This window comes from Microcoleus sp. CAWBG27, assembly GCF_020883145.1.
Lineage (GTDB): Bacteria > Cyanobacteriota > Cyanobacteriia > Cyanobacteriales > Microcoleaceae > Microcoleus.
Genome location: NZ_JAHREU010000042.1, coordinates 43,949 through 68,762, shown reverse-complemented (window position 1 = coordinate 68,762; position 24,814 = coordinate 43,949). Strand labels below are relative to the sequence as shown.

The following is a 24,814-nucleotide window of genomic DNA, read 5'->3' as shown; positions in this document are numbered from 1 at the left end:
ACAAATGGGCCGAACACTGGTATCATTCCGCCGACAAATGGGCCGAACACTGGTATCATTCCGCCGACAAATGGGCCGAACACTGGTATCATTCCGCCGATAAATGGGCCGAACACTGGTATCATTCCGCCGACAAATGGGCTAATCTCGGAAAATATTCCGCCGACAAATGGGCAGATCGAGGGTCTTATTCCGCCGACAAATCGGTCAACAATTTCGTTGCCCATAACTGACATCATTCCGCCGACAAATCGCTCGACAGTTTCGACGACAACCGAAGGAATTGCGCCGACAAATCGCTCGACAGTTTCGACGACAACCGAAGGAATTGCGCCGACAAATCGCTCGACAGTTTCGCCGACAACCGAAGGAATTGCGCCGACAAATCGCTCGACAGTTTCGACGACAACCGAAGTAGTTCCGCCGACAAATCGATCGACAGTTTCGACGACAACCGAAGGAATTGCACCGACAAATCGCTCGACAGTTTCGACAACAACCCAAGTAGTTCCGCCGACAAATCGATCGACAGTTTCGACAACAACAACAGAAGCAGCAGTACCTGCGATCGATTCTAACCCATTGTCGATCGCACGCGGCAGCACAGTAGGAACAGCAGCATCAGCATCGTCCGCACCCGCAGCTACACCCACACCGGCAGCTACACCCTCAACCCCCGAAACAGAAGACTTGCAGCCCCGGAGTATTCCACGCCTAAACAGTTCCGGTGTTGTTAACGATCGCATTTTAAGACTTGATTCTAGTATCATCAGTAACTTGCCCTCGGGCGAATCACAGCCAACACAAAGCAGCAACGAATCTGCGCCAGCAGCCAACTCTAATTCTCGTTTAGCGCTGGGATATGTCTCGTCTCCCGATCGACTTTTTGAAACTAACGACATCCAGAAAATAGTCTGGGGAGTCGAAGGACTGAGGAATCAAGAATTTGAATCATACCTGGGGATAAAAAGCAACATCCCAGACGAAAAACTCTTGGTTTCGACATTCCAAGAAACATTAAGAAATATCGAACAGCAAACCGGCAAGCGGTCTGGTATTATCTACATAGTCTCGCGAGTCGATCGACTGGAACTAATTTTAATTCCTCCCGTAGGGCGATCGATTCACTACAGCGTTCCGGAAGCCAACAGAGCAGCTCTTTTCCCGGTTGTCAAAGAGTTGCGGGATGAAATCACCACTCCCGCCAAACGCAATACTACCAGTTATCTACCCTCCGCCCAGCAACTGTATAAATGGGCGATCGCACCCCTAGAAAAAGACTTAGAAAGGTTAGGAATTAAGACTTTATTGCTGTCAGTAGATCCGGGATTGCGGAGTGTACCATTTGCCGCTTTGCACGACGGTAAAGGCTTCTTGGTTCAAAAATACAATTTCAGCCTAATTCCGAGTTTTAGTGCCACTAACACTAATTACAAATCGGTTAATAGCACCAGAGTGCTAGCAATGGGACGATCGGAATTTGTGGACAAAAAGCCATTACCCAGCGTGCCCCTAGAATTGCAGATGATTTCTGGTCAGTTGCAGGAGCCATTTTTCCTCAATTCAACTTTCACCTTAGAGACACTCAACTCGCAACACGCCAAGGGAGAATTTCGGATCGTTCACCTAGCAACCCATGCGGAATTCCAACCAGGAAAAGCGAGTAATTCCTACATTCAACTCTGGAATTCTAAATTGCGACTCAATGATATGGGAAGTTTAAATTGGCGCAACCCGCAGGTAGACTTGTTAGTATTGAGTGCTTGTACAACTGCTTTGGGCGATCGCGAATCAGAGTTAGGTTTTGGAGGTTTAGCGGTCAAATCCGGTGCTGCATCTGCCCTAGGGAGTTTGTGGTATGTTGACGATGGAGGCACTTTGGGACTGATGAGCGAATTTTACTACCAGCTTCGAGGAGGCACAACCAAGGCAGAAACTCTGCAACTTGCTCAACAAGCGATGATTGCTCGTCAAGTTGGAATTAAAAACCAACAGTTAGTGACAACAGGAGGGAAGTTGAATTTACCAGCTAATATCAAACAAAGAAACCAAGATTTTTCTCATCCTTACTTCTGGAGCAGTTTTACCCTCATCGGCAGTCCTTGGTAAGCTACCATATGCCAAATTCTGAACTTACCTAACTGACACTCTTATGGAGGTAATTGTTTAGGCACGTAGTTGCGCTTCAGCGCTCTTTGCCTATTTGATAGGAAGTCGCAGAACAAAAGTATGAATTCACATTTGATACTTTTTGATAAATACAGATTTTTTGTACGTTGGATCTTTGGTGCATAATTTATATCGGTTCTCAAAAAAGTGAGGTACGTTGTTGGGCTTAAGCCCTCTTGATTTAGTGGTTATATAAGCTGTCAGTCATACCTCATATTTCTGAGAAAGGCTATATCAAATTCGGCTATACCGGAATGATTTAACCGCAGAGGACACAGAGGACACAGAGGGAGAGAATAGAGAGATAAATCATTCTGATGAAGAGCGGATTTGATATAATGTGGTAAAGAGCGCCCAAGTGCAACAACGTGCCTCGATCCATGTTTTTTTAGCATATCTTCCTCATTATCCAAGCAAAAATAGGGCGCTGCTATTGACGTGAGGAATTTTGACGAGTAAGAATAGGGATAGATAAAGATATCCCACTTTTAGAACACATCTTTAACCACAATGGCAGCCAACAAACTACCTTTACTCGGATGGTTCTTGATAGTTGGCTGGCTGGTGGCAGCAGCAGCAGGCTCAGCTTCCGCGCAACCCATTACACCCGCACCAGACGGTACGAATACAGTCGTGACACCGAATGGCGATCGCTACGATATTACCGGGGGGTCATTTAGCGGAGATAGAGCCAACCTATTTCACAGTTTTACTCAGTTTGGTCTCAGTGAAGGTCAAACGGCAAACTTTTTAACCAATCCCAACATTCAAAATATCTTAGGACGAATTAACGGGGGAAATCCTTCTGTAATCAACGGCTTAATTCAAGTGACAGGTGGCAATTCCAACCTGTTTTTGATGAATCCGTCGGGGATAATTTTCGGGCCCAATGCCACTCTCAACGTGCCTGGTTCTTTTAATGCGACTGCGGCGACAGGTATCGGTTTTGGGAACAATCAGTGGTTTAGTGCGATCGCCAATAACAACTGGGCAGCTTTAATCGGGAATCCGAACAGTTTCGCATTTACCAGTCCGCAAGCAGGAAGCATTGTAAATGCAGGAAATTTGACGGTGGCGCCCGGTCAAAGTTTAAGTTTGACGGGGGGTACAGTTGTCAATACAGGTCAGCTAACGGCGCCGTCTGGCAATATTACCGTGATGGCTGTACCCGGTCAAAATTTGGTACGAATCGCTCAAACCGGAAATTTGCTGAGTCTGGAAATTCAGCCGACAGCTAATCAAAGTTCCTTGCCAAATAATTGGACGCAGCCGGTGTTATCTTTGCCGCAGTTGCTGACTGGAAAAAGTCAGGAACAAGCAACGAATTTAGCGGTTAATTCCAATGGTGAAGTCGTTTTGACGGGGAATGTGGCTGTACCTGTAACTGCGGGAACTGCGATCGCCAGTGGCAGCATCAACGTCTCGGGCAATACTGGGGGTAATGTTAGCATATTGGGCGATCGGGTCGGAGTTATTGGCGGAAAAATTGATGCTTCGGGTATTAACGGCGGTGGGAATATACTGATTGGTGGAGATTTTCAGGGTTTGGGAACTGTGCCGAATGCTGTGCGAACATTTGTCAGTGCAGATTCGACAATTAATGCGGATGGGATTAGCAACGGTAATGGCGGGCGAGTGATTGTTTGGGCTGATGAGACTACTCGCTTTAATGGGAATATTACTGCCCGAGGTGGCTTGTTGTCGGGGAATGGCGGGTTTGTGGAAGTGTCGGGAAAGCAATTTTTAGACTTTCGAGGCAACGTTAATACTCTGGCTGCTAACGGTAATCCTGGAGTATTGTTGCTCGATCCCACAAATATTACGATTAAAAATGTCGCGGGAACTTTTACTGCACTAACTCAGGTAGATCAATTTGCCGATCCTGACATTGGTGTAAATACGATTAATGCCGATCTAATTAATAATGCTACAACTAATGTGATACTGCAAGCTACAAATGATATTACTTTTGATGCTGAGGTCAAGATAACTACTCCGGGAGTTGGATTGACTGCTTTGGCTAATAACAACATTAATGTCAAGGCTGATATTACAACTCAGAAAGGCAATGTTACTCTGAATGCTGATGCCGATAATCTCAATGGTGGTAGTCTCAGTATAATCGATGCGAAGATTAACACAAATGGTGGCAACTTTATAGGCATTGGTCGCGGCAATGTTACTAACGGAGGACCTGGAATTACTATTGGTAGTGGCGAAATTAATGCAGGCACTGGGAATATTGACCTCAATGGTACGGGCAACAACGGGATAAATAGAAATGTAGGGATAGTTCTTACTCGCCAAAGCACAATTAAATCGGAGAATGGAACTATCAGTCTCATAGGGAAAGCAGGTAGCGGTAGTGGAATCAGCAACAGCGGTATTGTCATCACAGGTGGGTCATTAGTTGAATCAATAGGAACAGGAAGCGGAAGTATTACTTTCAGCGGTACCGCTGGTGGGGGAATAGATAGTAGCAGCGGGATATCCGTTGATGGCAGCACAATTAAATCGGAGAATGCAGATATTAGCCTAACTGGAAAAGGTCAGGGGAGCGGAAATAACAACACTGGCATTGCGATGTTAGGATTTGTGCAATCCAAAGGCACCGGGAAAGTGACTCTAAAAGGTGATGGTGATGGGAAGGAGAATAATCAAGGGATATTGATTTCTGTTCCTGCTGCTGTTTCATCGGAGGCTGGGGAGATCGCGTTTACTGGAACAGCTAAGGGAAGCGGGAATAACAACATCGGCATTCGGATCGAAGGGCCGGTGGGAACTGAAAAAACCAGCGGAAATATCACCATGACAGGGACAGGTGTGGGGGCTGGAACTCAGAACTACGGCTTTTCTCTCAATAAAGCTACGCTAACAACCAAAGGAAATATCACTTTGACGGGCGATCGAATTGACCTGTTCGGCACAATTAAAAGTACCGCTAATGGTACAATTAAGTTGGAACCTCTGACGCCGAGTTTAGGTATTAGTGTTGGCGGCGCCGATCCCGATAATCCTAATATTTTGCAGATCCGGAATGCTGAACTTAACGCATTAATCGGCTTTTCCAACATGGTTATTGGACGGGCTGACGGGAAGGGGACGATCGCCATTGACCCCGCTGGCATTACTTTTAAATTGCCTGTCACAATTCAATCTCCAAGCGGAGGTGCGATCGCCGTCAACGGCCCAATTACGGCCACAGGCGGCGCTACATTGACGCTGAAGGGAGCAACACAACTAAATAAAAACATTACTACTCAAGACCAGACTATCTCGTTTGTCGGCAATGTTTCCCTCGGTAATGATGTCATTCTCAACACTAAAAACCTCAGCGGTGGAGATATTACCTTTGGTGGCACTGTTGACGGCAACAATAAATTAAATATTACGGCTGGCACTGGTACTGTCAGTTTTAACAAGCCTGTTGGTGATACTACTCCCTTGGCTGCACTTGCGGTAAATCCAGAAGCCAAGATTACCAGCACTGGGGCTATAAGTATCACCACAACTGGCGATATTACTACAGGCAATATTACTACTACGAAGCTTGGAGGGGCGATCGCGCTTACAAGCAATAAAGGCAATATTACAACGGCATTGGGTTCGGTTGATACGAGTTCTGCGGGTACGGGCGCAGATATCACTCTCAAAGCTTTTAATAACGTTGACGTAAAAAATATAAGTTCTGGTACGGGAAATATTGCTTTGATTGGGGGAGAAGTTAACTTTGAAGGTGTTGTTAAAGGTACGGGGACTTTTTCTCTGCAACCGTTCGATCCAAAGGGTGATATTAACTTCACAGTAAAACTTAATCCTCCTGCCAATACTATCTATGTGGAACAGCCGTTTCAAGATGCCCTGCAAAATGGATTTAAGTCGATCGCGATCGGCAGAACAGACGGCACTGGTACAATTACCTTTGACAAAGCTCACAGTTTCCTGGATCCGGTGACTGTTCAATCTCCCGGCGGTGCGATCGTTGTCAATCAACCACTCACCGGCACAGGTGATGCTTCTATTACTTTTAATGGCAAGACAACACTCAACGCAGGCGTTGCTACCAGCGGTAAAGATATCACTTTCCAAAGTCCTGTACTCGTCCAAGATAATGCTTCTGCCAACACAGGCGCAGGTGCCGGAAATATTCTGTTCAACAACACAGTCAACGGTACACTGACGGGAACTAAAAATCTGAGTTTAACGGCTGGCACGGGCAATATTACATTCAAGGAAGCAGTTGGTGCTGTAACTCCGCTGACAAATTTAACTGCCAACAGCAAGATATTTTTAGGTGGCGATGTCAAGACAACCGGCACTCAAATCTATAACGATGCAGTGACAATTACCAACACAAATCCGATTCTGACAGGCAACGGCATTACTTTCAACAATACTGTTAACCCCAGTAACAGCGGCAGCGATTTGACTGTCAATGGAGGTTCTGGTGATGTTACTTTCGCTAAGGCATTTGGGGATTCTAGTGCGATCGCAAATTTAACAGTTAACTCTACAGGAAAAACTACATTTAATAAAGTTAATGCCGCGACTTTGACGACAGATGCGGGCGGCACAACTGTACTGAATGGGGATGTCACGACAACCAGCACTCAAACCTATAACGATGCTGTCACGATTGCCACCAATCCGACTCTCTCAGGTAAAGGCATTACTTTCAATAATACTGTGGACTCCAATAACATAGGCAGCGATTTGACTGTCAATGCGAGTACCGGCAATATTACATTCAATGGTGCAGTTGGGAGTTCAAAGGCGATCGGTCAATTAACAGTTAACTCTACAGGAACAACTGCATTTAATAAAACCGTCAATGCAGCAAGTTTGACTGCTAGTGGCACAACCACACTCAATGGCGATGTCAAGACAACCGGCACTCAAACCTATAACGATGCTCTCACGATTAATAAAACCGTCAATGCAGCAAGTTTGACTGCTGGTGGCGCAACTACACTCAATGGCTCAGTCACGACAACCGGCACTCAAACCTATAACGATGCAGTGACAATCGCCAAAAATCCGACTCTCGCAGGCAGCGATATTATATTTAACAAGAGTGTTGATGTAGCTGGCAATCTCGGTATTGCGGCTGACAACGTTAATCTCAAAGGAACTGTCACAACGAACAATGACGGCACGCTGACAATTACTAATAAGGTTAATCTCAATATCGAGAAAAACCTGAATTTAGACGGTGCATTCAGTCAAAAAGGGGCGGGAACTGTTGCGGTTAGTGGCAATATCGCTACAACTAATGATGATATCAGTTTTAACGGCCCGGTGACACTAAAAGCTCCTGTAAGTTTGACACCGGGAGATGCAACTATTGCTTTCGGTTCGACTCTAGCAGCAGGAAGTAACTCGCTGAATTTAAAAGCAAGTGAAATTAATTTTGCTGGGCAAGTTTCTGGTACGGGTGCGCTAACTTTGCAACCGACAAAGGCAGGACAAAATATTGTGGTTGGTGGCACCGACAACACTACTCCGGCTTTAGATTTAACGGCATCGGAACTTGGTTTGATTCAAAAGGGATTTAGCTCGATCGCGATCGGCTCCGATGGCACCGGCAATATTACTGTTCCTAGCGATCGCACTTTTAACGCTCCAGTCACGATTCAAACGGGAACCGGTACGATCGCACTTAATGCCAATATTACAGGCAAAGACAACAGCAGTCTGACTCTTAACGGCAAAGTCCAACTCGGCAGTGATGTCAGTCTCGCTAGTGACGCAGGTAATGTTAGTGTCGCAGGTGCGATCGATGGATCTCGGCGCTTGAACATCAATGCTAAGGGTGGCAACGTGCTGCTGCAAGGAGATATCGGCAAAACCACGCCACTGACGGGTTTGAATGTGACTGCCTTAAATACTAAATTGGGTGGCAATGTTGCCACGAATAACGGCAATATCAATATTGATGGTGCGATCGGGCTGACGAAAGATGCGATATTGAGCACGGCTGGGGGGAAGATTGCGTTTGGAGGTGCGATCGACAGTATAGATGCCACCCGGAATCTAACTCTGGACTCTGGTAGCAGCAGCATTACCTTCAACGGATCGGTGGGTGCAACCAGCAAATTAGGAAATCTTCTGATTAAAAATGCTGGCGATGTCACAGCCAATTCGACAATTAATGCAGCACAAGTGACAGCACAAAACACGAAAACAGTCAACTTATTGGGAGATGTAACCGCAGGCAAAGTCGATATTACTTCCAGCGGCGATATCACCGTTAAAAACATTACTACTAATGGCGGAGAAATTCTATTCAAAAGCGGTAACGTTTTCACAGCAGGTAATTTGAATACATCGGGAAGTACGGGCGGGAATATCACTGTTGATGCGACAACTTCAATTACAGCAGGACAAATTAACTCCAGCGGTACAGCCGGAAATGCTGGAAATGTGCTCTTAGATCCGATCGGCGATATTCAAGTCACTTTCATCAATGCCCAAGGCGGTACTAGCGGCACAGGTGGCAATGTTAAAGCCGTCGCCGGAAATTTTTTCCGGGCTACAGGTTCTTTCCCAACAACTTTTTCGCCGACAGGATTTGCTAGTATTTCCACTGCTGGTGGCACCGGTGGAGGAAATATTTCAATTGCCCACACTGGAGGAGATGGAGGGGGAGTGATTCAACCGTTTGTCGTGGGAAATGCAACTATAAATGGTACGGCGGCTGCAATTACAACTGGGCAATCTAGCATTACATCGCAGTCGTTTCCTCGTACAGCTAGTGGTGTGCCTAGTATTGTATTTCCTACTGATGATGGGATCGATCCAACTCCAACTCCAACTCCAACTCCCACTCCGAGCGAAACTCCCACTCCGAGCGCAACTCCCACTCCGAGTGCAACTCCGACTCCAAGCGCAACTCCCACTCCGAGCGTAACCCCAACTCCGAGCGTAACCCCGACTCCAAGTGCAACTCCCACTCCAAGCGCAACTCCCACTCCAAGCGTAACTCCCACTCCAAGCGCAAGCGAAACTCCAAGCGCAACTCCCACTCCAAGCGCAAGCGAAACTCCCACTCCAAGTGCAACTCCCACTCCAAGCGCAAGCGAAACTCCCACTCCAAGTGCAACTCCCACTCCAAGTGCAACTCCGACTCCAAGCGCAACTCCCACTCCGAGCGTAACCCCAACTCCGAGCGTAACCCCAACTCCAAGTGCAACTCCCACTCCGATCGCAACCCCAACTCCGAGCGCAACTCCCACTCCAAGTGCAACTCCCACTCCGAGCGCAACCCCAACTCCGACTCCAAGTGCAACCCCAACTCCAAGTGCAACTCCGACTCCAAGTGCAACTCCCACGCCCGCACCTATCGCCTCAACCCCCGACGATCCAGAAGATCCAAATCGTCGCAAAATGCCACCGTTAGACACTCCGGGCCCTGCTGCGGGTCAAATTTTAACGCTCGATTCAAGCATCACCAGTCAGCTACCGCCCAACCAATCGCCAGTAGCTCCCCGCCGCGAAACACCGCCAGAAGTCAACCGTAGTGCTAATTTAGTGCTGGGATACTTTCCGCCTCCCGATCGACTTTTTGAAGGTAACGACATCGAAAAAGCAGTCTGGGGAATCGAACAAATTAGGAATCAAGAGTTTGGAGAATACCTAGGCGTCAAAGCCAACCTTCCCAACCAAAAAGTGATGATGGCGCAATTCCAACAAACATTGAGAAATATCGAACAGGAAACTCGCAAGCGGTCTGGTATTATCTATATAATCTCGCGAGTCGATCGACTGGAATTAATTTTAGTTCCTCCTGTAGGGCAGCCGATTCACTACAGCGTTCCCGAAGCCAACCGTGAAGCTCTCGAACCAATTGTTAAGGAGTTCCGCGAACAAGTCACCAATCTCGGAAAAGTCGGCACTATCAGTTATCTTCCCTCGGCCCAAAAACTGTATCAATGGGCGATCGCACCTCTAGAAAAAGACTTGCAAAACTTAGGAATTGAGACTTTGTTGCTATCAGTCGATCCCGGATTGCGGAGTTTACCCTTTGCCGCTTTGCACGACGGTAAAGGCTTCTTGATTCAAAAATACAGTTTCAGCCTAATTCCGAGTTTTAGCTTGACTAATCGCGAATATAAAAGCGTTAGAGACGCCACAGTGCTAGCAATGGGACGGTCAGAATTTGTTGACAAAAATCCCTTGCCCAGCGTGCCTCTAGAATTAGAAACAATTTCTACCCAGTGGCAAGGGCCATCTTTCCTCAATTCGAGTTTCACTATTAACAATCTCCAATCGCAACACGCCAACAAAGGATTTCGGATTGTTCACCTAGCAACCCATGCTAACTTCATCTCGGGACAAGCGAGCAATTCTTACATTCAACTCTGGAATTACAAATTGCAGCTCAGTGACATGGAGAGTTTAAATTGGCGCAATCCGCAGGTAGACTTGTTAGTGTTGAGTGCTTGTAGAACTGCTTTGGGCGATCGCGAAGCAGAGTTAGGTTTTGGAGGTTTAGCGGTCAAATCCGGCGCCAAATCTGCCCTAGGGAGTTTGTGGTATGTTGATGACGGAGGCACTTTGGGACTGATGAGCGAATTTTACCAGCAGCTTCGAGGAGGCAAAACCAAGGCAGAAACTCTGCAACTTACTCAACAGGCGATGATTGCTCGTCAAGTTCGGATTGAAAATCGGCAATTAGTAACAACAGCGGGCAAATTAAATTTACCAAATAACATCAAACTACAAACCAACGATTTTTCTCATCCTTACTACTGGAGCAGTTTCACCCTCATTGGAAATCCTTGGTAAAAAGAGTTGACAGTTGACAGTTGACAGTTGACAGTTGACAGTTGACAGTTGACAGTTGATATCAAATCTGGTTGCATAGGAATTATTAATCTCTGCATTCCCTCTCTGTGTCCTCTGTGCCCTCTGCGGTTAAATCATTCCGATACAGAAACGGTATGCCAGTTGAGAGTTGACAGAGTAGGGTGCGTCAGGAAAGGTAAATTTTAAATCACCCCCAATCTAATTCTGACGCACCATTTATGCTTGGCATCAGCATCATATTTTTCGGCAAAGCTCATCAAAAATTATCTCAAAGCAGCTCTAGGCCCAAGCTGTTTCAAATTAGGTGCCGCAGTTCCATAATTGACACGACAACCGATATTTAACAAACTAGAACTGCATTCGAGAGGGACAATTTGCTGGTCGAGGAGAGCGCTGCAACTTACATACTGGTCATCATTAGTATCTCTTACCATACATTCGATCGCTCTAGCGCCCGATCGACTCGCCCAACTATTCATACCTACAACTGCAATCATGTGCTGCCAGAAAAACGACAACACTAAAACTCCCAACAGTACAGCCACTCCCAATCCTGCTTTCAACTTCCAACTGCTCAGGATGTTTCCCACGCTACTTTTTACATTTTCCGTCCAAGAAATAGAGCTTTCGGAAGTTGTTTCTGGAGCCGATAAATTTGTTTGTGTTTGTTCTGGGATTTCCGACATTACGTATCTCCTCTGATTGCTGGAACTTTGTTCGGTTGGCAGTTACGCGCGATCGCAAATGCCAACTCTATCAAATTTTAGCAAAACTAGCCTGTGCCGACAACCGATTCGGGCGCCCAGGCTGGGGAAGTATGTATATTGACGAATGGCGAGCGCGATTTCTATGCCTTTTGAGGTATTGCACAATTTGCGATCGGCAGGTTCGTAGTGAGGACTTCAGTCCTTCTCAAAATCAGAGGACTGAAGCCCGAAGATCAAACACTAAACAGGTTCGTAGTGAGGACTTCAGTCCTCATAAATTCAGAGGACTGAAGTCCTCACTACGAACCTTGCTGAGGACTTCAGTCCTCATAAATTCAGAGGACTGAAGTCCTCACTACGAACCTTGCTAATGGGATACACCTTACTAAAAATCACAAATTTTCAAGTTGCCAAAAGTTCCAATAACTCAGCTTCCGAAAGTAGTTCGATTCCCAAAGATTGGGCTTTTTCTAATTTGGAACCTGCATCTTCGCCCACAACCACATAATCGGTTTTAGCACTTACAGAACCTGTGACTTTTCCTCCTGCTTTGACAATCAAATCTTTAGCTTCATCTCGTTTGAGAGTCGGCAAAGTTCCCGTAAGTACAAAAGTTTTACCTGCAAGTTGTAAATTTTGGTCTGCTAAGTTTTGACTTTTTACTTCAGAATGCAATTGCAATCCCGCAGTTTGCAACCGTGCAATTAAACTTTGATTTGCCGGAACTCGAAACCACTGATAAACTGCTTGTGCAATTTCCGGGCCGATGCCGTAAACTCCCTCAATCGATGCCGCCGATGCCGCTGCTAACTCTTCCACATTGGCAAACCTTTCAGTCAGCAATTGAGCGTTGACACTGCCGACGTGGCGGATGCCCAAGCCGTAGAGTACCCGCGCATAAGGTTGATTTTTCGATCGCGCGATCGCACTTACCAACTTTTCTGCTAACTTTTTACCCATCCGTTCCAAACCCATCAACCTTTGGGCAGTCAAATCAAACAAATCCGCCGCCGAATGCACCAGATTGCTATCCACCATCTGCTGCACCAACTTTTCCCCAACACCATTAATATCCAGAGCATCCCGGCTGCAAAAATGAATCAGGGAACCCCTCAAAATCGCCGGACAAGACGTGTTGATGCAGCGAGTCACGGCCTCCCCTTTTTCGCGAACCACAGGCTGCGTGCATTCGGGACAGCAGCTAGGCATTTGAAAAAGTTGAGCATTTTCGGGACGAAGTTCTGCTAAAACTCGGACAACTTCTGGTATAATTTCCCCAGCTTTTCTGACAATTACAGTATCGCCGATGTGGAGATTGAGATCGGAAAGTCGATCGCTATTGTGGAGAGAAGCCCGCGAAACCGTCGTTCCAGCCAACTGCACCGGTTTGAGTTCCGCTACGGGAGTCAGAGCCCCGGTTCTCCCGACTTGTACAGTTATTGCTTCTACAATTGTAGGGACTTCGGCGGCCGGATACTTAAGGGCGATCGCCCAACGCGGAAACCTCTGAGTAAAACCCAACTGTCGTTGCAGTGCGATCGAATTAATCTTAACAACAACCCCATCAGTCATGTAAGGTAAATTTCGCCGTTCAGTATCCCAATATTCGTAATACTCCCGCACCTCATCCAACGAAGAGCAAATTTTCCGATTGGGATTCACCTTAAACCCCATCCTTCGCAACAATTCCAAAGATTCCCCTTGCGTCTTTTCCTCATTACCCTCATCTAAATGTAGAGTATAAGCAAAGAAATCCAACCGTCGCTTATCTACAATCTTAGAATCCAACTGTCGCAGCGTACCCGCCGCAGCATTGCGAGGATTAGCAAACAATTGTTCCCCCGATTTTTCTCGTTCCCGATTAATTTCCTCAAACACAGCCAAAGACAAAAAAGCCTCACCCCGCACTTCCACCACCGGCGGCGGATTATCTAAATTAAGTTTGAGAGGAATCGATCGAATCGTCTTAACATTTTGAGTGATATCCTCTCCCGCAATCCCATCACCCCGCGTTGCACCGCGAACCAAAATCCCATTTTCATAGGTTAACGCTAAAGCAGAACCGTCAATTTTTAACTCGCAAACATAGGAAACCCCCCCCAGCCCCCCCTTGCTAAGGGGGGGAGTAATTTCCTCGTAGGAAACCCCCCCCAGCCCCCCCTTAGCAAGGGGGGGAGTAATTTCCTGGTTAGAGTCGTTGCTAAGAGGAGGTGCAGTTCCCTCTTGTCCCCCCCCTTGATAAGGGGGGGTTAGGGGGGGTGCATTTCCCTGTTGATAAGGGGGGTTTAGGGGAGGTGCATTTCCCTCTTGTCCCCCCCCTTGATAAGGGGGGGTTAGGGGGGGTGCAATTCGCTGCCAGCGTTCCTGCCATTTGGTCAATTCCTCAAAATTAAAAGCATTTTCCAAACTGTAGAGAGGAATATTGTGCTTCACGCTAAAAAATTGAGAAGCCGGCTTTTCTCCCACGCGCTGAGTCGGACTTTCCGCAACAATCAATTCAGGATAATCTGATTCTAACTCTTGCAACTGTCGGTAAAGGCGATCGTACACCTCATCAGCCATAATCGGCGCATCAAGAACATAATAAGCATAGCTAGCTTCCTGTAGCTGCTGCCTCAATTGTTTAACTCGCTGCTGAATTTCTGGTTGCATATTAATTTAAAAGCGTATATTGTCTAACCGCAAAAGATCCGGCACGTAGTTGGGCTTTAGCCCCCCTAATTTAAGCAATTCTCCAAAAGTCAGGTACGTAGTTGGGCTTTAGCCCCCCTAATTTAAGCAATTCTCCAAAAGTCAGGTACGTAGTTGGGCTTTAGCCCCCCTAATTTAGTAGTTATATTAAACTATCAGTCATACCTCATCTTTTTGAGAAAAGCTACAAACACAAACCATAAAAATCTTAGCATGATCTGCCCTGCTCTGCGATTGTACTTAGAACATTTAAAATCAATTAACGATCCCAATCTTCAACCTCATAAAGGAAACGAGTTCCCCCCATCAGCTTGCGATTAGCCGAGGTACTTTGCACAAAAACCGCATACTTTTCTAGATTGCTCGGCTTGATGCGAACTGTCTCACCCATTGGCAAACCCAACATTTCTCGCGCCGCTTCTCCTTCAAACAAATCCCCTGTCGAACGCTCCATCAGCACAATTTCTTTCTTACCTTGGATAGTTTCTGTTTTGGTAAATTCATAAAACCCGCGCCCGGTTTTAAAAGCCAAACCATTTTCCAGAACAAAAGCTTTAATCGAAATCTCATTGTCTACTTCCAGAATCTGAAATCTCCCCGGTTTGACAGCCCGCAATTCTGCTGACTCATAAAAATTAATACGGGATAGGGGAAACGAGCGCGGCTTTAGCCCTTCTTAGGGAAGCTATAAGGGGGACTTCAGTCCCCGTCAGTCTTAAAATGCGTAACTGTAGCCATCTTTTCTGTGAACTATTTTGCAGTATTTATGGCTAATCCCTTGCACCAATTCTGATGCTGAGATATTGAACGAACCCGTCGTTCTAACTGCAACCCGACCAACATATTCACCTATTTTCTTGCCACTTGTGACAACTGCTTTTACAATGTCACCAGTTTGAAAGCCTTTAACAAACTTGTTTTGAGGAACGTATCGAGATGGAAAGCCAAACCTGTCTGTGCGACACATTTGACGAGTTCCGTATCCAGTTGCTTTGATTAGCAGTGGTTTATTTGTTAATACTTCGAGCGATTCAACTTGACCGACACAAGCAGCATCAAGCCAATGAGTTTTAGGTAAATTAAACCGTACTCTATTGAACTTAGTCAATCCACCCGAACCAGTTAAAACAGTCAGCCCCGTTTCTTTCAGTCCAGAGAACAACGCCCATCGAGTCGAATTCACGGCAGCAGCGTCCTTGAGCGGACGTTTGGCTTGTGCAATAATGTGCTTCAAAATGTCAGGCTTCTTGGCTAAGAATTGTTCAATGTTTTGAGTGCCTTTCTTGAGATTGCATTTCTCGCAAGCAAGGCAAAGATTAGAAATTCGATTGCTTCCACCTTTGGCTTTGGGATGAATGTGCTCAACCTGCAAAGCTACATTTTCAGTGCCGCAGTAAGCGCATTTCCTGTTCCATTTGTCAAGCAAATATTGCCGAACTTCGTAGCCTTGTAGTTCGCCTTGCTGGTATTCAATGCCTGAGATTTCAGGATTTTGTAATTGTTGCAGGTCAAATCTGACCAGCTCTTGAAAGATTAAACCGATAGGTGCAAGCCTGCGTAATTTATCGACCCAAGTCAGGGTTGTTTCTACACGGTGCTGCAAGGATGGCGCTAACCAACCTTTTTTGCGGGTACGGTTGAAGAACCTTGCTTGACGGTAACGAGTATGGCGATTTCGCCTTCCTCGACGCAGTGAGCGACGAGATTCAAGACTTGCTTTAATAGCTTGACCGCGATGGGTTAACTCAGCACCAAAAATCACTTTCTCACCCTGCAATAATGCGATGCCTGTAGTTTTTGAACCTGGATCTAATTTGAGAGCGATCGATTTGACGGTTGCTGTTACTGCTTTTTTGAGAATAATGGTGAAAGGGAATCTTCTGAAGATTGCTGCTTTACCAGCAGTTAATAACTTACGAGCCATTGATGGCTTGCAAGGTGTGAGCGGTTTCTTGTTTGTATCAAGTACGAAAATAAAATTGGACATTGTTGTGTCCCTCCACTTGCGTGTAATGTTAGCTTCGCCAATGTTATAAGAGCTTGTTAGATCTGCAACACTGTCTCAGTGACTTTAAGACTGTTTAATTGCAGATGACAGAGCAAGGAACTAGCGAGAGCATTCGCTTGGTGTCGTGACCCAAATAACGTAGTCAGTTAAGACTTAGGCTGGTCAACACAGCTTGCAATTTCTTACAAGCTCAGTCTATGAGAGAGCTGAGTTACTGACAACATTCTGGAGCATCGCCGCCGCCAGTAGGTTCGACATTTTCCACAAAATTGCAAATCTTGCCGACATCGCCCGACAAATCGAGGTGTTTAGTCACGTAGGTGCTCCCGGCGTCGCAATAGTCGCCATGAGCAATAATGCCAATGCGAATGCCAGGAATTTCATCAAGCAATCTTGTTACCGTTTCTTTGATTTTCCTACGAACTTGCGTCAAGCAAGGGTACATACTGCCAGTTGTATCAAAGCTAAAAACGACTTCAATGTTGTTGGTTGCCATGACCTGAATTTCCCTAAGGGACAACGATTTCTTGATTTTATTATAACTCAATACATTTTACTTAATCTTGTCCTACAAGAGCAAGGAAGCAGATGAGGTACGTTGTTGGGCTTGGGCCCTCTTTCCGAATATTATAAAGAGGGCCCAAGCCCAACAACGTACCTAATTTGTATTACGAATCTAGTAAACAGTATTTATTGTAGCTCAAACAAAAAGGAGCCAGCAAGTAGAAAATCTTAAAACTTTCTAATGATGACTCGCATCGATAAATCATGAATTATGCGAAAACACTCTCACAAATTCAGGTCGGAAAAATCGCTAAACTTCTTGTTGTTATCCCCCCCGGACATGGAAGGTTGAAGATTATCACCATCTTTTTCGCCATTCGAGTTGCCGTTGGCGCGGGATTTGATCGAATCTTGAGAGTTCGGCTTGGTGAAAGCAAGCGGTTCAGCGTGTTCTACTTGAAACACGTTAGCGTATAGGTTGGCAATAATCTGTTTGCCACCCTGGGTCAATTCCAAGTAGTTCAAAGCTGCTGGAATGTATGGGAAAACTCCGTTCCAATAAAACTTGGCGTAATTTTGGCGCAAATCTCCCGGGGATTTGTAGCCCAAGATTTTATTAGTGCCGACTTCCTCAAATTCGTAGAATAGGGCGCTGATTTTGCGGAGGTAATTTGGGTCACTCAACTGACCGATCAAATCGGCGGCCCTGGCGAGTCCAGAATAGTTGTTTCTGTCTTGATGGGTTTCGCTAGCAGGAACTGGGAAGCGTGTCAACTCAATATTGCGCTTGATTTGTTCGGCATCAATTAATGTGTGGCCGCCGAAGCGTTCGTCTATTACGAGTTTTCCTCGATCGACATGATAAGGAGTTAAACTAGCAGAAGTGGCGCCGATCGCCACAGAAACCATGCCTCCATCAATACCAGTAGCATAGAGTCCCACAGATTCTTGGTCTTGGCGGCAAACACCTTTCACGTAGCCGATATCGTGGCACAGCAGCGAGATCAGGTAGTGCAGCCAATCTTCCGGTGACACACCTCCTTCGCGAATATGCTTGCCCCGGAGAATCTCTTGTCCCACCAAGGCCACGAGCATTGTGTGTTCCACATTGTGGTAAAGAGCATCGCAGTTAGCGATGTTTTCGAGAGCCATAGTCCCCGCCCAGGCGATAATTTCAGGGTAGTCAGGCTTGTACTTGCCGTAGGTGCGGCGGTAGCCGGCCTGTAGCTCTTGTACAAAAGCGTCAATCAGGATGGCAGTTGCATTGAACATGATAAATTCTCTCACTCAGGCTATAGTTGCAAACTCGATCGCAAATATCTGGGATAGCTGAAACAATAATCAATGGGCATTAGAATAGGTTTGACCCCTCGCCCAAAGACGGATACAAGCGCAGGCTTAAGTCCTAGATGCTCCCAAATTTTAGACCCAAGTTTCAGCTTCCAGATTCATCTGCCGAGTTAATCTCAAATCTCAACTCTCAACTCTCAAATCCATTCACCCCTCGGGGTTGAATTTTAAAGTTCAGCTAGTCTTGTTAGGTCAGAAAATTGCTCTTTTGGATATACTTCCCACGATAACCTAATTTCCCAAGTAAAAGATCGATTTTTTGGTATTAAGTATTAGTGAAACAATTTACATCGTTTCACCGACTAATTATTAGAAGTTCTAGGTGTTAAAGTTATGAACTGTCTGTTTCGGAGTCTCTCTACTGCGGCCATTCGCGCTCGGCGGTCGATCGCCCCAAAATACCTAGGATTGTTTGCCTTCACGGCTGTTTGCACCGCTGCACCGGCCTTGGGAGCAGAACGAATCTATATAACTTACGGGCCGCTAGAAGTATCAGTGCCGATCGAATCCCTGACACTCTTTGCCAAAGAAGGCAAAATCGATTCAAACTTGGACGGCTTTGCTCAGTACGCCAAAGAATCACAGCTAGCGGAGATTCGCAACGGCTTGCAAGCGAAAGCAGAAATCAGCCACGTGACAATAGCCCAATTCCTCTACACGCCTCAAGGAGAAGTGCTGCTGGAACGCTTGGGGCGAGTAATTCAAACCAAAGCTCGGCAGCCCGGATTTTATGCCATCCGAGCAGCCCTAATTTTAGCTGCCTCAGATCCAGAAGGCATGACAATTCTCAACGTGCTGCGGAAATTCCCCACTTACGGCATCAGGATTGACATTGCACGCGGCTTGGGTATCGCCAACGAGCTGACATCGCTGATCAACCGTTCCAATCGGACGATCGCCGGAGTCACCAACTTGTCGGAAACACAAGCAGCCGAGGAGTCTGGGATACCGCCCGCCGAAATGCTACAGATCCAGGAAAAGGGCCCCTATAATTGGAAAAAATCATCGGTAACTCTGACGAGTCCAAATCGCGATCGTACCTTTGATATCGACATTTACCTGCCGCTCAAAAGTCCGCAACCGGCTCCAGTCGTAGTAATTTCTCACGGTTTAGGTTCCGATCGCATTTCCTACGAGTATTTAGCCAAACACCTAGCCTCCTACGGCTTTGCCGTCGCCGTCCCCGAACACCCCGGGAGCAACGCCCAACAAATCCAAGACCTAGTAACAGGCAGAGCCAGCGAAGTAGCAGAACCAGCAGAATTTGTCAACCGCCCCCTAGACATCAAAGAGCTGCTCGATTATTTAACCAAACTTTCGACAAGCAATCCGGTCTACCGAGGACAGCTAGACTTGCAGCGAGTCGGCGTCATCGGCCAATCTTTCGGAGGCTATACGGCTTTAACATTAGCGGGAGCCGAGATTAACTTTGCACAGCTAGACAAAGACTGCAAGCTGGAAAACGAAACTTGGAACCTCTCGCTGCTGTTGCAGTGCCGCGCCCGCAGCCTAGAGCGCAACCAGTACAATTTCAGCGATCCGCGCATCAAAGCTGCGATCGCCATCAACCCGATCGCCAGCAGCATTTTAGGAGAAACAAACCTCAGCAAAATCCAAATCCCAATCATGGTAATCGCAGGCACCGCCGATACCGTCGCCCCGGCTTTGCTCGAACAAATTCAACCCTTCACATGGCTGACATCGCCCAACAAATATCTGGTGCTGATGAACAACGGGACTCACTTTTCCACGATCGACCAATCCCCTCAAAGCGTCTTTTTGCCACCAGCACAGGCGATCGGGCCCGAACCCGCCTTAGCCCGCCGCTACCTCAACGGACTTAGCCTAGCCTTCATGGAAAGCTATTTGAACAACAAATCAAAGTTCCGCCCGTATTTAGAGCCAAACTACGCCCTGAGCATTTCCCGAAACACTCTGGGACTGAGAATTTTGCGATCGCTCACCCCGCAGCAACTGCAACAGTTCAGCAGTGCTCCACCTCCTCGCAGCCCTGCACCTGCGATCGCTCCAGTTGCTCCACCTTCTCCAGTTGCTCCACCTCCGGTAGCTCCTGTTCCCCGTTAGGGTTAAGTGCGATCGAAGCGGTGCACTCTTTTTTCCCCTCTCGATCGTTTCATCAGCTTTCCTGATGACTCCCATCAGTTAAGCTGTCGTTACACCCCTTTACAAAGCTTAACAAGACCGTTAATAATAGAGACATCATCCGAACATTGAAAAACCAATAGCAATCATAAACACATGACAGCAACCTTACAGCAGCGCGAAAGCGCTAATATCTGGTCGCAGTTTTGCAACTGGGTCACTTCGACCGACAACCGCATTTATGTAGGTTGGTTCGGAGTCTTGATGATTCCTACCTTGCTGACTGCCACAATCTGCTACATCATCGCCTTCATCGCTGCTCCTCCAGTGGACATCGACGGCATCCGCGAACCAGTTGCTGGTTCCTTGATGCTGGGTAACAACATCATCTCCGGTGCTGTTGTTCCTTCCTCAAACGCGATTGGCTTGCACTTCTACCCAATCTGGGAAGCTGCTTCCTTGGATGAGTGGTTGTACAACGGCGGCCCTTACCAATTGGTAATTTTCCACTTCTTGATCGGTGTATTTTGCTACATGGGTCGCGAATGGGAATTGTCCTACCGCTTAGGTATGCGTCCTTGGATCTGCGTAGCATACTCTGCTCCAGTAGCAGCAGCTACCGCAGTATTCTTGATCTACCCAATTGGTCAAGGTTCCTTCTCCGACGGTATGCCCTTGGGTATCTCCGGCACATTTAACTTCATGATCGTGTTCCAAGCCGAGCACAACATCCTGATGCACCCCTTCCACATGTTGGGAGTTGCCGGTGTCTTCGGTGGTAGCTTGTTCTCCGCTATGCACGGTTCTTTAGTTACCTCTTCTTTGGTTCGCGAAACAACTGAAACCGAGTCACAAAACTACGGTTACAAATTCGGTCAAGAAGAAGAAACCTACAACATCGTTGCAGCCCACGGCTACTTCGGTCGTTTGATCTTCCAATACGCTTCCTTCAACAACAGCCGTTCCTTGCACTTCTTGTTAGGTGCATGGCCAGTAGTTGGCATTTGGTTTACCGCTTTGGGTATTTCCACAATGGCATTCAACTTGAACGGTTTCAACTTCAACCAATCGATTATCGACTCTCAAGGTCGCGTAATCAATACCTGGGCTGATGTCATCAACCGCGCTAACTTGGGTATGGAAGTAATGCACGAGCGCAACGCTCACAACTTCCCTCTCGACTTGGCTGCTGGCGAAACCACTCCAGTTGCTTTGGTTGCTCCTTCCATCAATGGCTAAGTTTTAGTCTGAGATTACAAAAAGCGCTCTCCGCAAGGGGGGCGCTTTTTGTTTGGGAAAATATATTTTTTAGCGATATGATTTAGATCGTGTCTGGTAAATTGACCTCGATTCAAGGCCGGGGCGGGTTTATAGGATTTTTCGTTTTTAGTAAGGATTTTGGCGAACCCGCCCCTACAGGAATTAATGTTGAGGCAGAAACCGGGTTTTTTGCCTCGTTCGTAAGTCCTGTTAGTGTATTGATTTATGAAAGCGATCGTAAAAGGTAAGTCAAATGGTTGTCGCAATTTCTAAAGCAGGATTGGGTACAGGTGCGGCTTTCCTGTCAAACGTGACGTGGGAGACTCTGGAAAAGTTGGATGCAGATTTGGCGGGAACTGGGGCGCGTTTAACTTATTTGGATGGGTGTTTAGAAATTATGGCTCCTTTATCTGATGCTCATGAAGAACCTAAAAAAACTTTAGGTCAGGTTTTAGAAGTTTATATGCGGACGAAGGACATTCGTTTCTACGCCCGTGGTAGTACAACTATCGGGATGAAGGAGTTGGGTGCACGGAAAGAACCAGATGAGTCTTATTGTTTGGGTACGCGCAAGTCAGTTCCTGATTTGGCAATTGAAGTGACGGTGACAAGTGGTGGAATTGATACGCTGGAAATCTATCGTCGGATAGGAGTGCGGGAGGTTTGGTTTTGGGAGGATGGTGTAATTTCGGTTTATTGTTTGCGCTCTACGGGGTATGAGTTGGTTAGTAAGAGCGAACTGTTACCGGAGTTGGATTTGCGATCGATCGAGTTTTATTCGCGGATGGCGGATCAATATGATGCGGTGAATGCTTTTATGCGATCGATGATTTAACAAACCCGGCGGTTGAAACCGCGTCTACAAAAACAAAGTCTGCCTCCGCAGACTAAGAAATAAATGGGTGGAATGTTACTTGGATTGAATATATTCTTTAAATACAGGATTAATCTGAAATTGCGATCGCCCTCCTACTAACACTTTTTCCACTAAGCTGCGTCGGGTTAAGGATTGTATGGCTTGCCAGAATTGCGATCGGGATAATTTGCGATCGGTTGATTGTAAAGAATAACCAGTATTAGTAGAGTACATCACCTTTATAGGAATTTGCGATCGAACAGATACATTTGAGCAGGTGACACACTCTACCAAGTAAAACTAACGTCGATAGAGAGTGCCATCAGGCATTTTTGCCCCATTTAGATTTGCTTGTCTCAAGTCTGCACCACTCAGGTTAGCTTGCTGTAAGTTGCTACCAGTAAAGTTGGCTTTTTGTAAGTCAACCCCACTTAAGTCTACTGCACTCAACTTGTTTGCTAGTAAATTTAGTAAGTCTTGGCTATTTAGCGTGGAACTTCGCCATAAAGCGCTGTTATTTAGATGTAGCTGAATTAACCCTAGTAATTCGTCCTTACTAAGATTTACCTGATTAGGATCGCTTTTGATTAAGTTAATTAAATCATGCTGATTTAGCTTAGAGTTGACTAGCTTCTGTACATCTTGCTGGCTTAAGTTAACTTTATTCCAGTCTAACCCGCTGAAATCCAAGTTACTAGGGTCAGCTTTGATGAAATTGACTAAATCTTGCTTGCTCAAGTTAACTGTCAATATTTTGATGGAATCTTCCTTACTCAATCTAATTTTACTCCAGTCAAATCCCTGGAAATCTAAGTTGCCAGGGTTTTTAACTTTGCTGATTTTGACTTCACTCAAGTCAGCACCTGTTAAGTCTACGCCAGTCAAATTTGCACCACTCAAATCGGATCTTCTCAAATCAGCATTATGCAGGTTAACACCTTGTAGATTCTTCCCACTGAGGTTAGCACCTGGTTTGATTTCGGTTTCAGTGGCTACTGCATTGCTTGTAGAGTCTTTACTGCCACAAGTTCCTTGTCCGAAAACTAAAAAGCAATCAGTTTTTTTAGTGACATTAGGTGGACTTCCTTCTGCTCTGACTTGAGCCGGGTGCATTAGGAGGATTCCAAAACATAAAAATGCGACAATTAAAAACTTGCTAATCAACTTGTTAGCGATTGTAATTTGAGGTAGCATCGTAAACTTTATCCTACAGTGAGTTTGACAGAGATTGAGACAGATATAATATTTGCTAGTCTAACAGCAAAATAGGGAAACGGCGCGATCAAGCGCGCTACTTTTTTAAAGTATAGTTTCCCTAACTGTTATCTCCACTTTTAGCTAGCGAGGCCCAGCTTCAATTGCAGAATTGGCTATCTGAACGAGCATTTTCTCTTGCCCATTCTTCATCGTTACTCGGTACAAAACACCTTGATACTGCCATTCAACTAAAGCCGTGCAGTAAGCACCACAACCATTAGAAAAAACTCCTTGTGTTCTGCCAGCTAATTGAATAGTTTTGAATTCACCCCTAAATCCTCTAGGCGCTGGTGTTGCTGCTTGTCCACCTCTTTCTGCTGAGATACTCCCGATGTAGCACGGCGTACCGCTGCAATTAGGTATGGAGCTCATTACAACGCTATAGCTCTGCGTTTCGACTCGGCTTTCCAAGTAAATTTGTTTTGGGAATGGAAGCTGACTGGGTAGAAAAATTGGGACTCTCGTCTTACCTTCCATGTGCGAAAGAATTTCACGAACTGGAAAAGAAATACTCGATTGAGAATTACCAGCTTCAGAATTAGCAGACTGAGGGCGAAACCCTTGCACAAAATTAGTCCACCGCTGAATTTTATTACCAGTAATATCTAAAATTGGAATAGAACGAGTCCTTGATATTGGCCGCCCAGCCTCCTCCTGAGAATATTCGATCGCAGTACGCTCTGGCTTCCCTAAACCATAAGTGTTAGCAATATCGCTAGCCAACTGACAATTTATTCTGAATTGCCCCATGTCAATTTTACCATTTCCGGCGCGGTAATACCAAGTCCTACCGCCAGCGTTGGGTATCTCCTGACAATCAGAATATGTCACCTCAAACATCTTGGCAATATGCACGTCATAGAGGCGCAACTGACCCCCATAAGCAGATTTTGTGGTATTGGTTTCTGACACCGTAAGGGTATAGGTTCCTTCTGCGTGTTGTAATCTCATTGGAACTTGTGTTTGAGCGATCGCCTCTGGTATCCTCTGAATGGGAGTTACAGCTCCCCAACTTAAAGTAATAGCACCTAAACTTGTTAGCAATAATTCTTTTGTGCCTCTCATTTGTCCCTTGAAAACTATTGGATAGTTGTATTATAG

Annotated in this window: 15 protein-coding genes; 5 read left to right on the top strand and 10 right to left on the bottom strand. The window is 46.1% G+C overall.

Features of this window, described 5'->3' with window-relative positions; all coding sequences use genetic code 11:
• A partial coding sequence (locus QZ938_RS21445; protein WP_293365638.1) for a hypothetical protein occupies positions 1-770 on the bottom strand: 770 nt, incomplete at its 3' end.
• Between the two features lie 7 nt (positions 771-777).
• Here QZ938_RS21445 and QZ938_RS21440 point away from each other — a divergent pair.
• Complete coding sequence (locus tag QZ938_RS21440) at positions 778-2,109, top strand: CHAT domain-containing protein (RefSeq protein WP_293356355.1); 1,332 nt, start codon at positions 778-780, stop codon at positions 2,107-2,109.
• A 570-nt stretch (positions 2,110-2,679) separates the two neighbouring features.
• Positions 2,680-10,956 carry a CHAT domain-containing protein gene (locus QZ938_RS21435; RefSeq protein ID WP_293365637.1) on the top strand — a complete coding sequence of 2,759 codons (8,277 nt, stop codon included), beginning with the start codon at positions 2,680-2,682 and terminating at the stop codon, positions 10,954-10,956.
• A gap of 284 nt (positions 10,957-11,240) precedes the next feature.
• On the opposite strand, the gene QZ938_RS21430 is transcribed toward QZ938_RS21435, so the two are convergent.
• From QZ938_RS21430 to QZ938_RS21405, 6 genes are all read right to left on the bottom strand, one after another.
• Positions 11,241-11,663: a hypothetical protein gene (locus QZ938_RS21430; RefSeq protein WP_293151285.1), complete on the bottom strand. Its 423-nt coding sequence runs from the start codon at positions 11,661-11,663 to the stop codon at positions 11,241-11,243.
• Positions 11,664-12,086: 423 nt separating this feature from the next.
• Complete coding sequence (gene ligA, locus QZ938_RS21425; protein ID WP_293363108.1) at positions 12,087-14,336, bottom strand: NAD-dependent DNA ligase LigA; 2,250 nt, start codon at positions 14,334-14,336, stop codon at positions 12,087-12,089.
• Positions 14,337-14,634: 298 nt separating this feature from the next.
• On the bottom strand, positions 14,635-14,991 hold the full coding sequence (locus QZ938_RS21420) for a hypothetical protein (protein WP_293151278.1): 357 nt from the start codon (positions 14,989-14,991) through the stop codon (positions 14,635-14,637).
• 99 nt (positions 14,992-15,090) lie between these two features.
• Positions 15,091-16,362, bottom strand: coding sequence for an RNA-guided endonuclease IscB (gene iscB / locus QZ938_RS21415; protein ID WP_293350608.1), 1,272 nt, complete (start codon positions 16,360-16,362; stop codon positions 15,091-15,093).
• Between the two features lie 232 nt (positions 16,363-16,594).
• A complete protein-coding gene (locus QZ938_RS21410; RefSeq protein WP_293158378.1) occupies positions 16,595-16,879 on the bottom strand; it encodes a VWA domain-containing protein in 285 nt (94 codons plus the stop codon).
• Positions 16,880-17,172: 293 nt separating this feature from the next.
• On the bottom strand, positions 17,173-18,159 hold the full coding sequence (locus tag QZ938_RS21405) for an Npun_R2479 family HD domain-containing metalloprotein (protein ID WP_293350605.1): 987 nt from the start codon (positions 18,157-18,159) through the stop codon (positions 17,173-17,175).
• A 411-nt stretch (positions 18,160-18,570) separates the two neighbouring features.
• Here QZ938_RS21405 and QZ938_RS21400 point away from each other — a divergent pair, with 411 nt between their 5' ends.
• The 3 genes from QZ938_RS21400 (at position 18,571) to QZ938_RS21390 (ending at position 22,435) form a co-directional block, all read left to right on the top strand.
• Positions 18,571-20,322, top strand: a complete 1,752-nt coding sequence (locus QZ938_RS21400; RefSeq protein ID WP_293350602.1) for an alpha/beta hydrolase — start codon at positions 18,571-18,573, stop codon at positions 20,320-20,322.
• A 174-nt stretch (positions 20,323-20,496) separates the two neighbouring features.
• Positions 20,497-21,579, top strand: a complete 1,083-nt coding sequence (gene psbA / locus QZ938_RS21395) for a photosystem II q(b) protein (RefSeq protein WP_293350599.1) — start codon at positions 20,497-20,499, stop codon at positions 21,577-21,579.
• 274 nt (positions 21,580-21,853) lie between these two features.
• Positions 21,854-22,435: a Uma2 family endonuclease gene (locus tag QZ938_RS21390; protein WP_293350596.1), complete on the top strand. Its 582-nt coding sequence runs from the start codon at positions 21,854-21,856 to the stop codon at positions 22,433-22,435.
• 75 nt (positions 22,436-22,510) lie between these two features.
• Here the strand turns inward: QZ938_RS21390 and QZ938_RS21385 are convergent, their stop codons facing one another.
• The 3 genes from QZ938_RS21385 to QZ938_RS21375 all read right to left on the bottom strand — a co-directional run bounded on the left by QZ938_RS21385 (position 22,511) and on the right by QZ938_RS21375 (position 24,778).
• On the bottom strand, positions 22,511-22,693 hold the full coding sequence (locus QZ938_RS21385) for a hypothetical protein (protein WP_293363105.1): 183 nt from the start codon (positions 22,691-22,693) through the stop codon (positions 22,511-22,513).
• Positions 22,694-22,756: 63 nt separating this feature from the next.
• A complete protein-coding gene (locus tag QZ938_RS21380; RefSeq protein WP_293350590.1) occupies positions 22,757-23,569 on the bottom strand; it encodes a pentapeptide repeat-containing protein in 813 nt (270 codons plus the stop codon).
• 225 nt (positions 23,570-23,794) lie between these two features.
• Positions 23,795-24,778, bottom strand: a complete 984-nt coding sequence (locus QZ938_RS21375; RefSeq protein WP_293350587.1) for a hypothetical protein — start codon at positions 24,776-24,778, stop codon at positions 23,795-23,797.
• Positions 24,779-24,814: the final 36 nt, after the last annotated feature.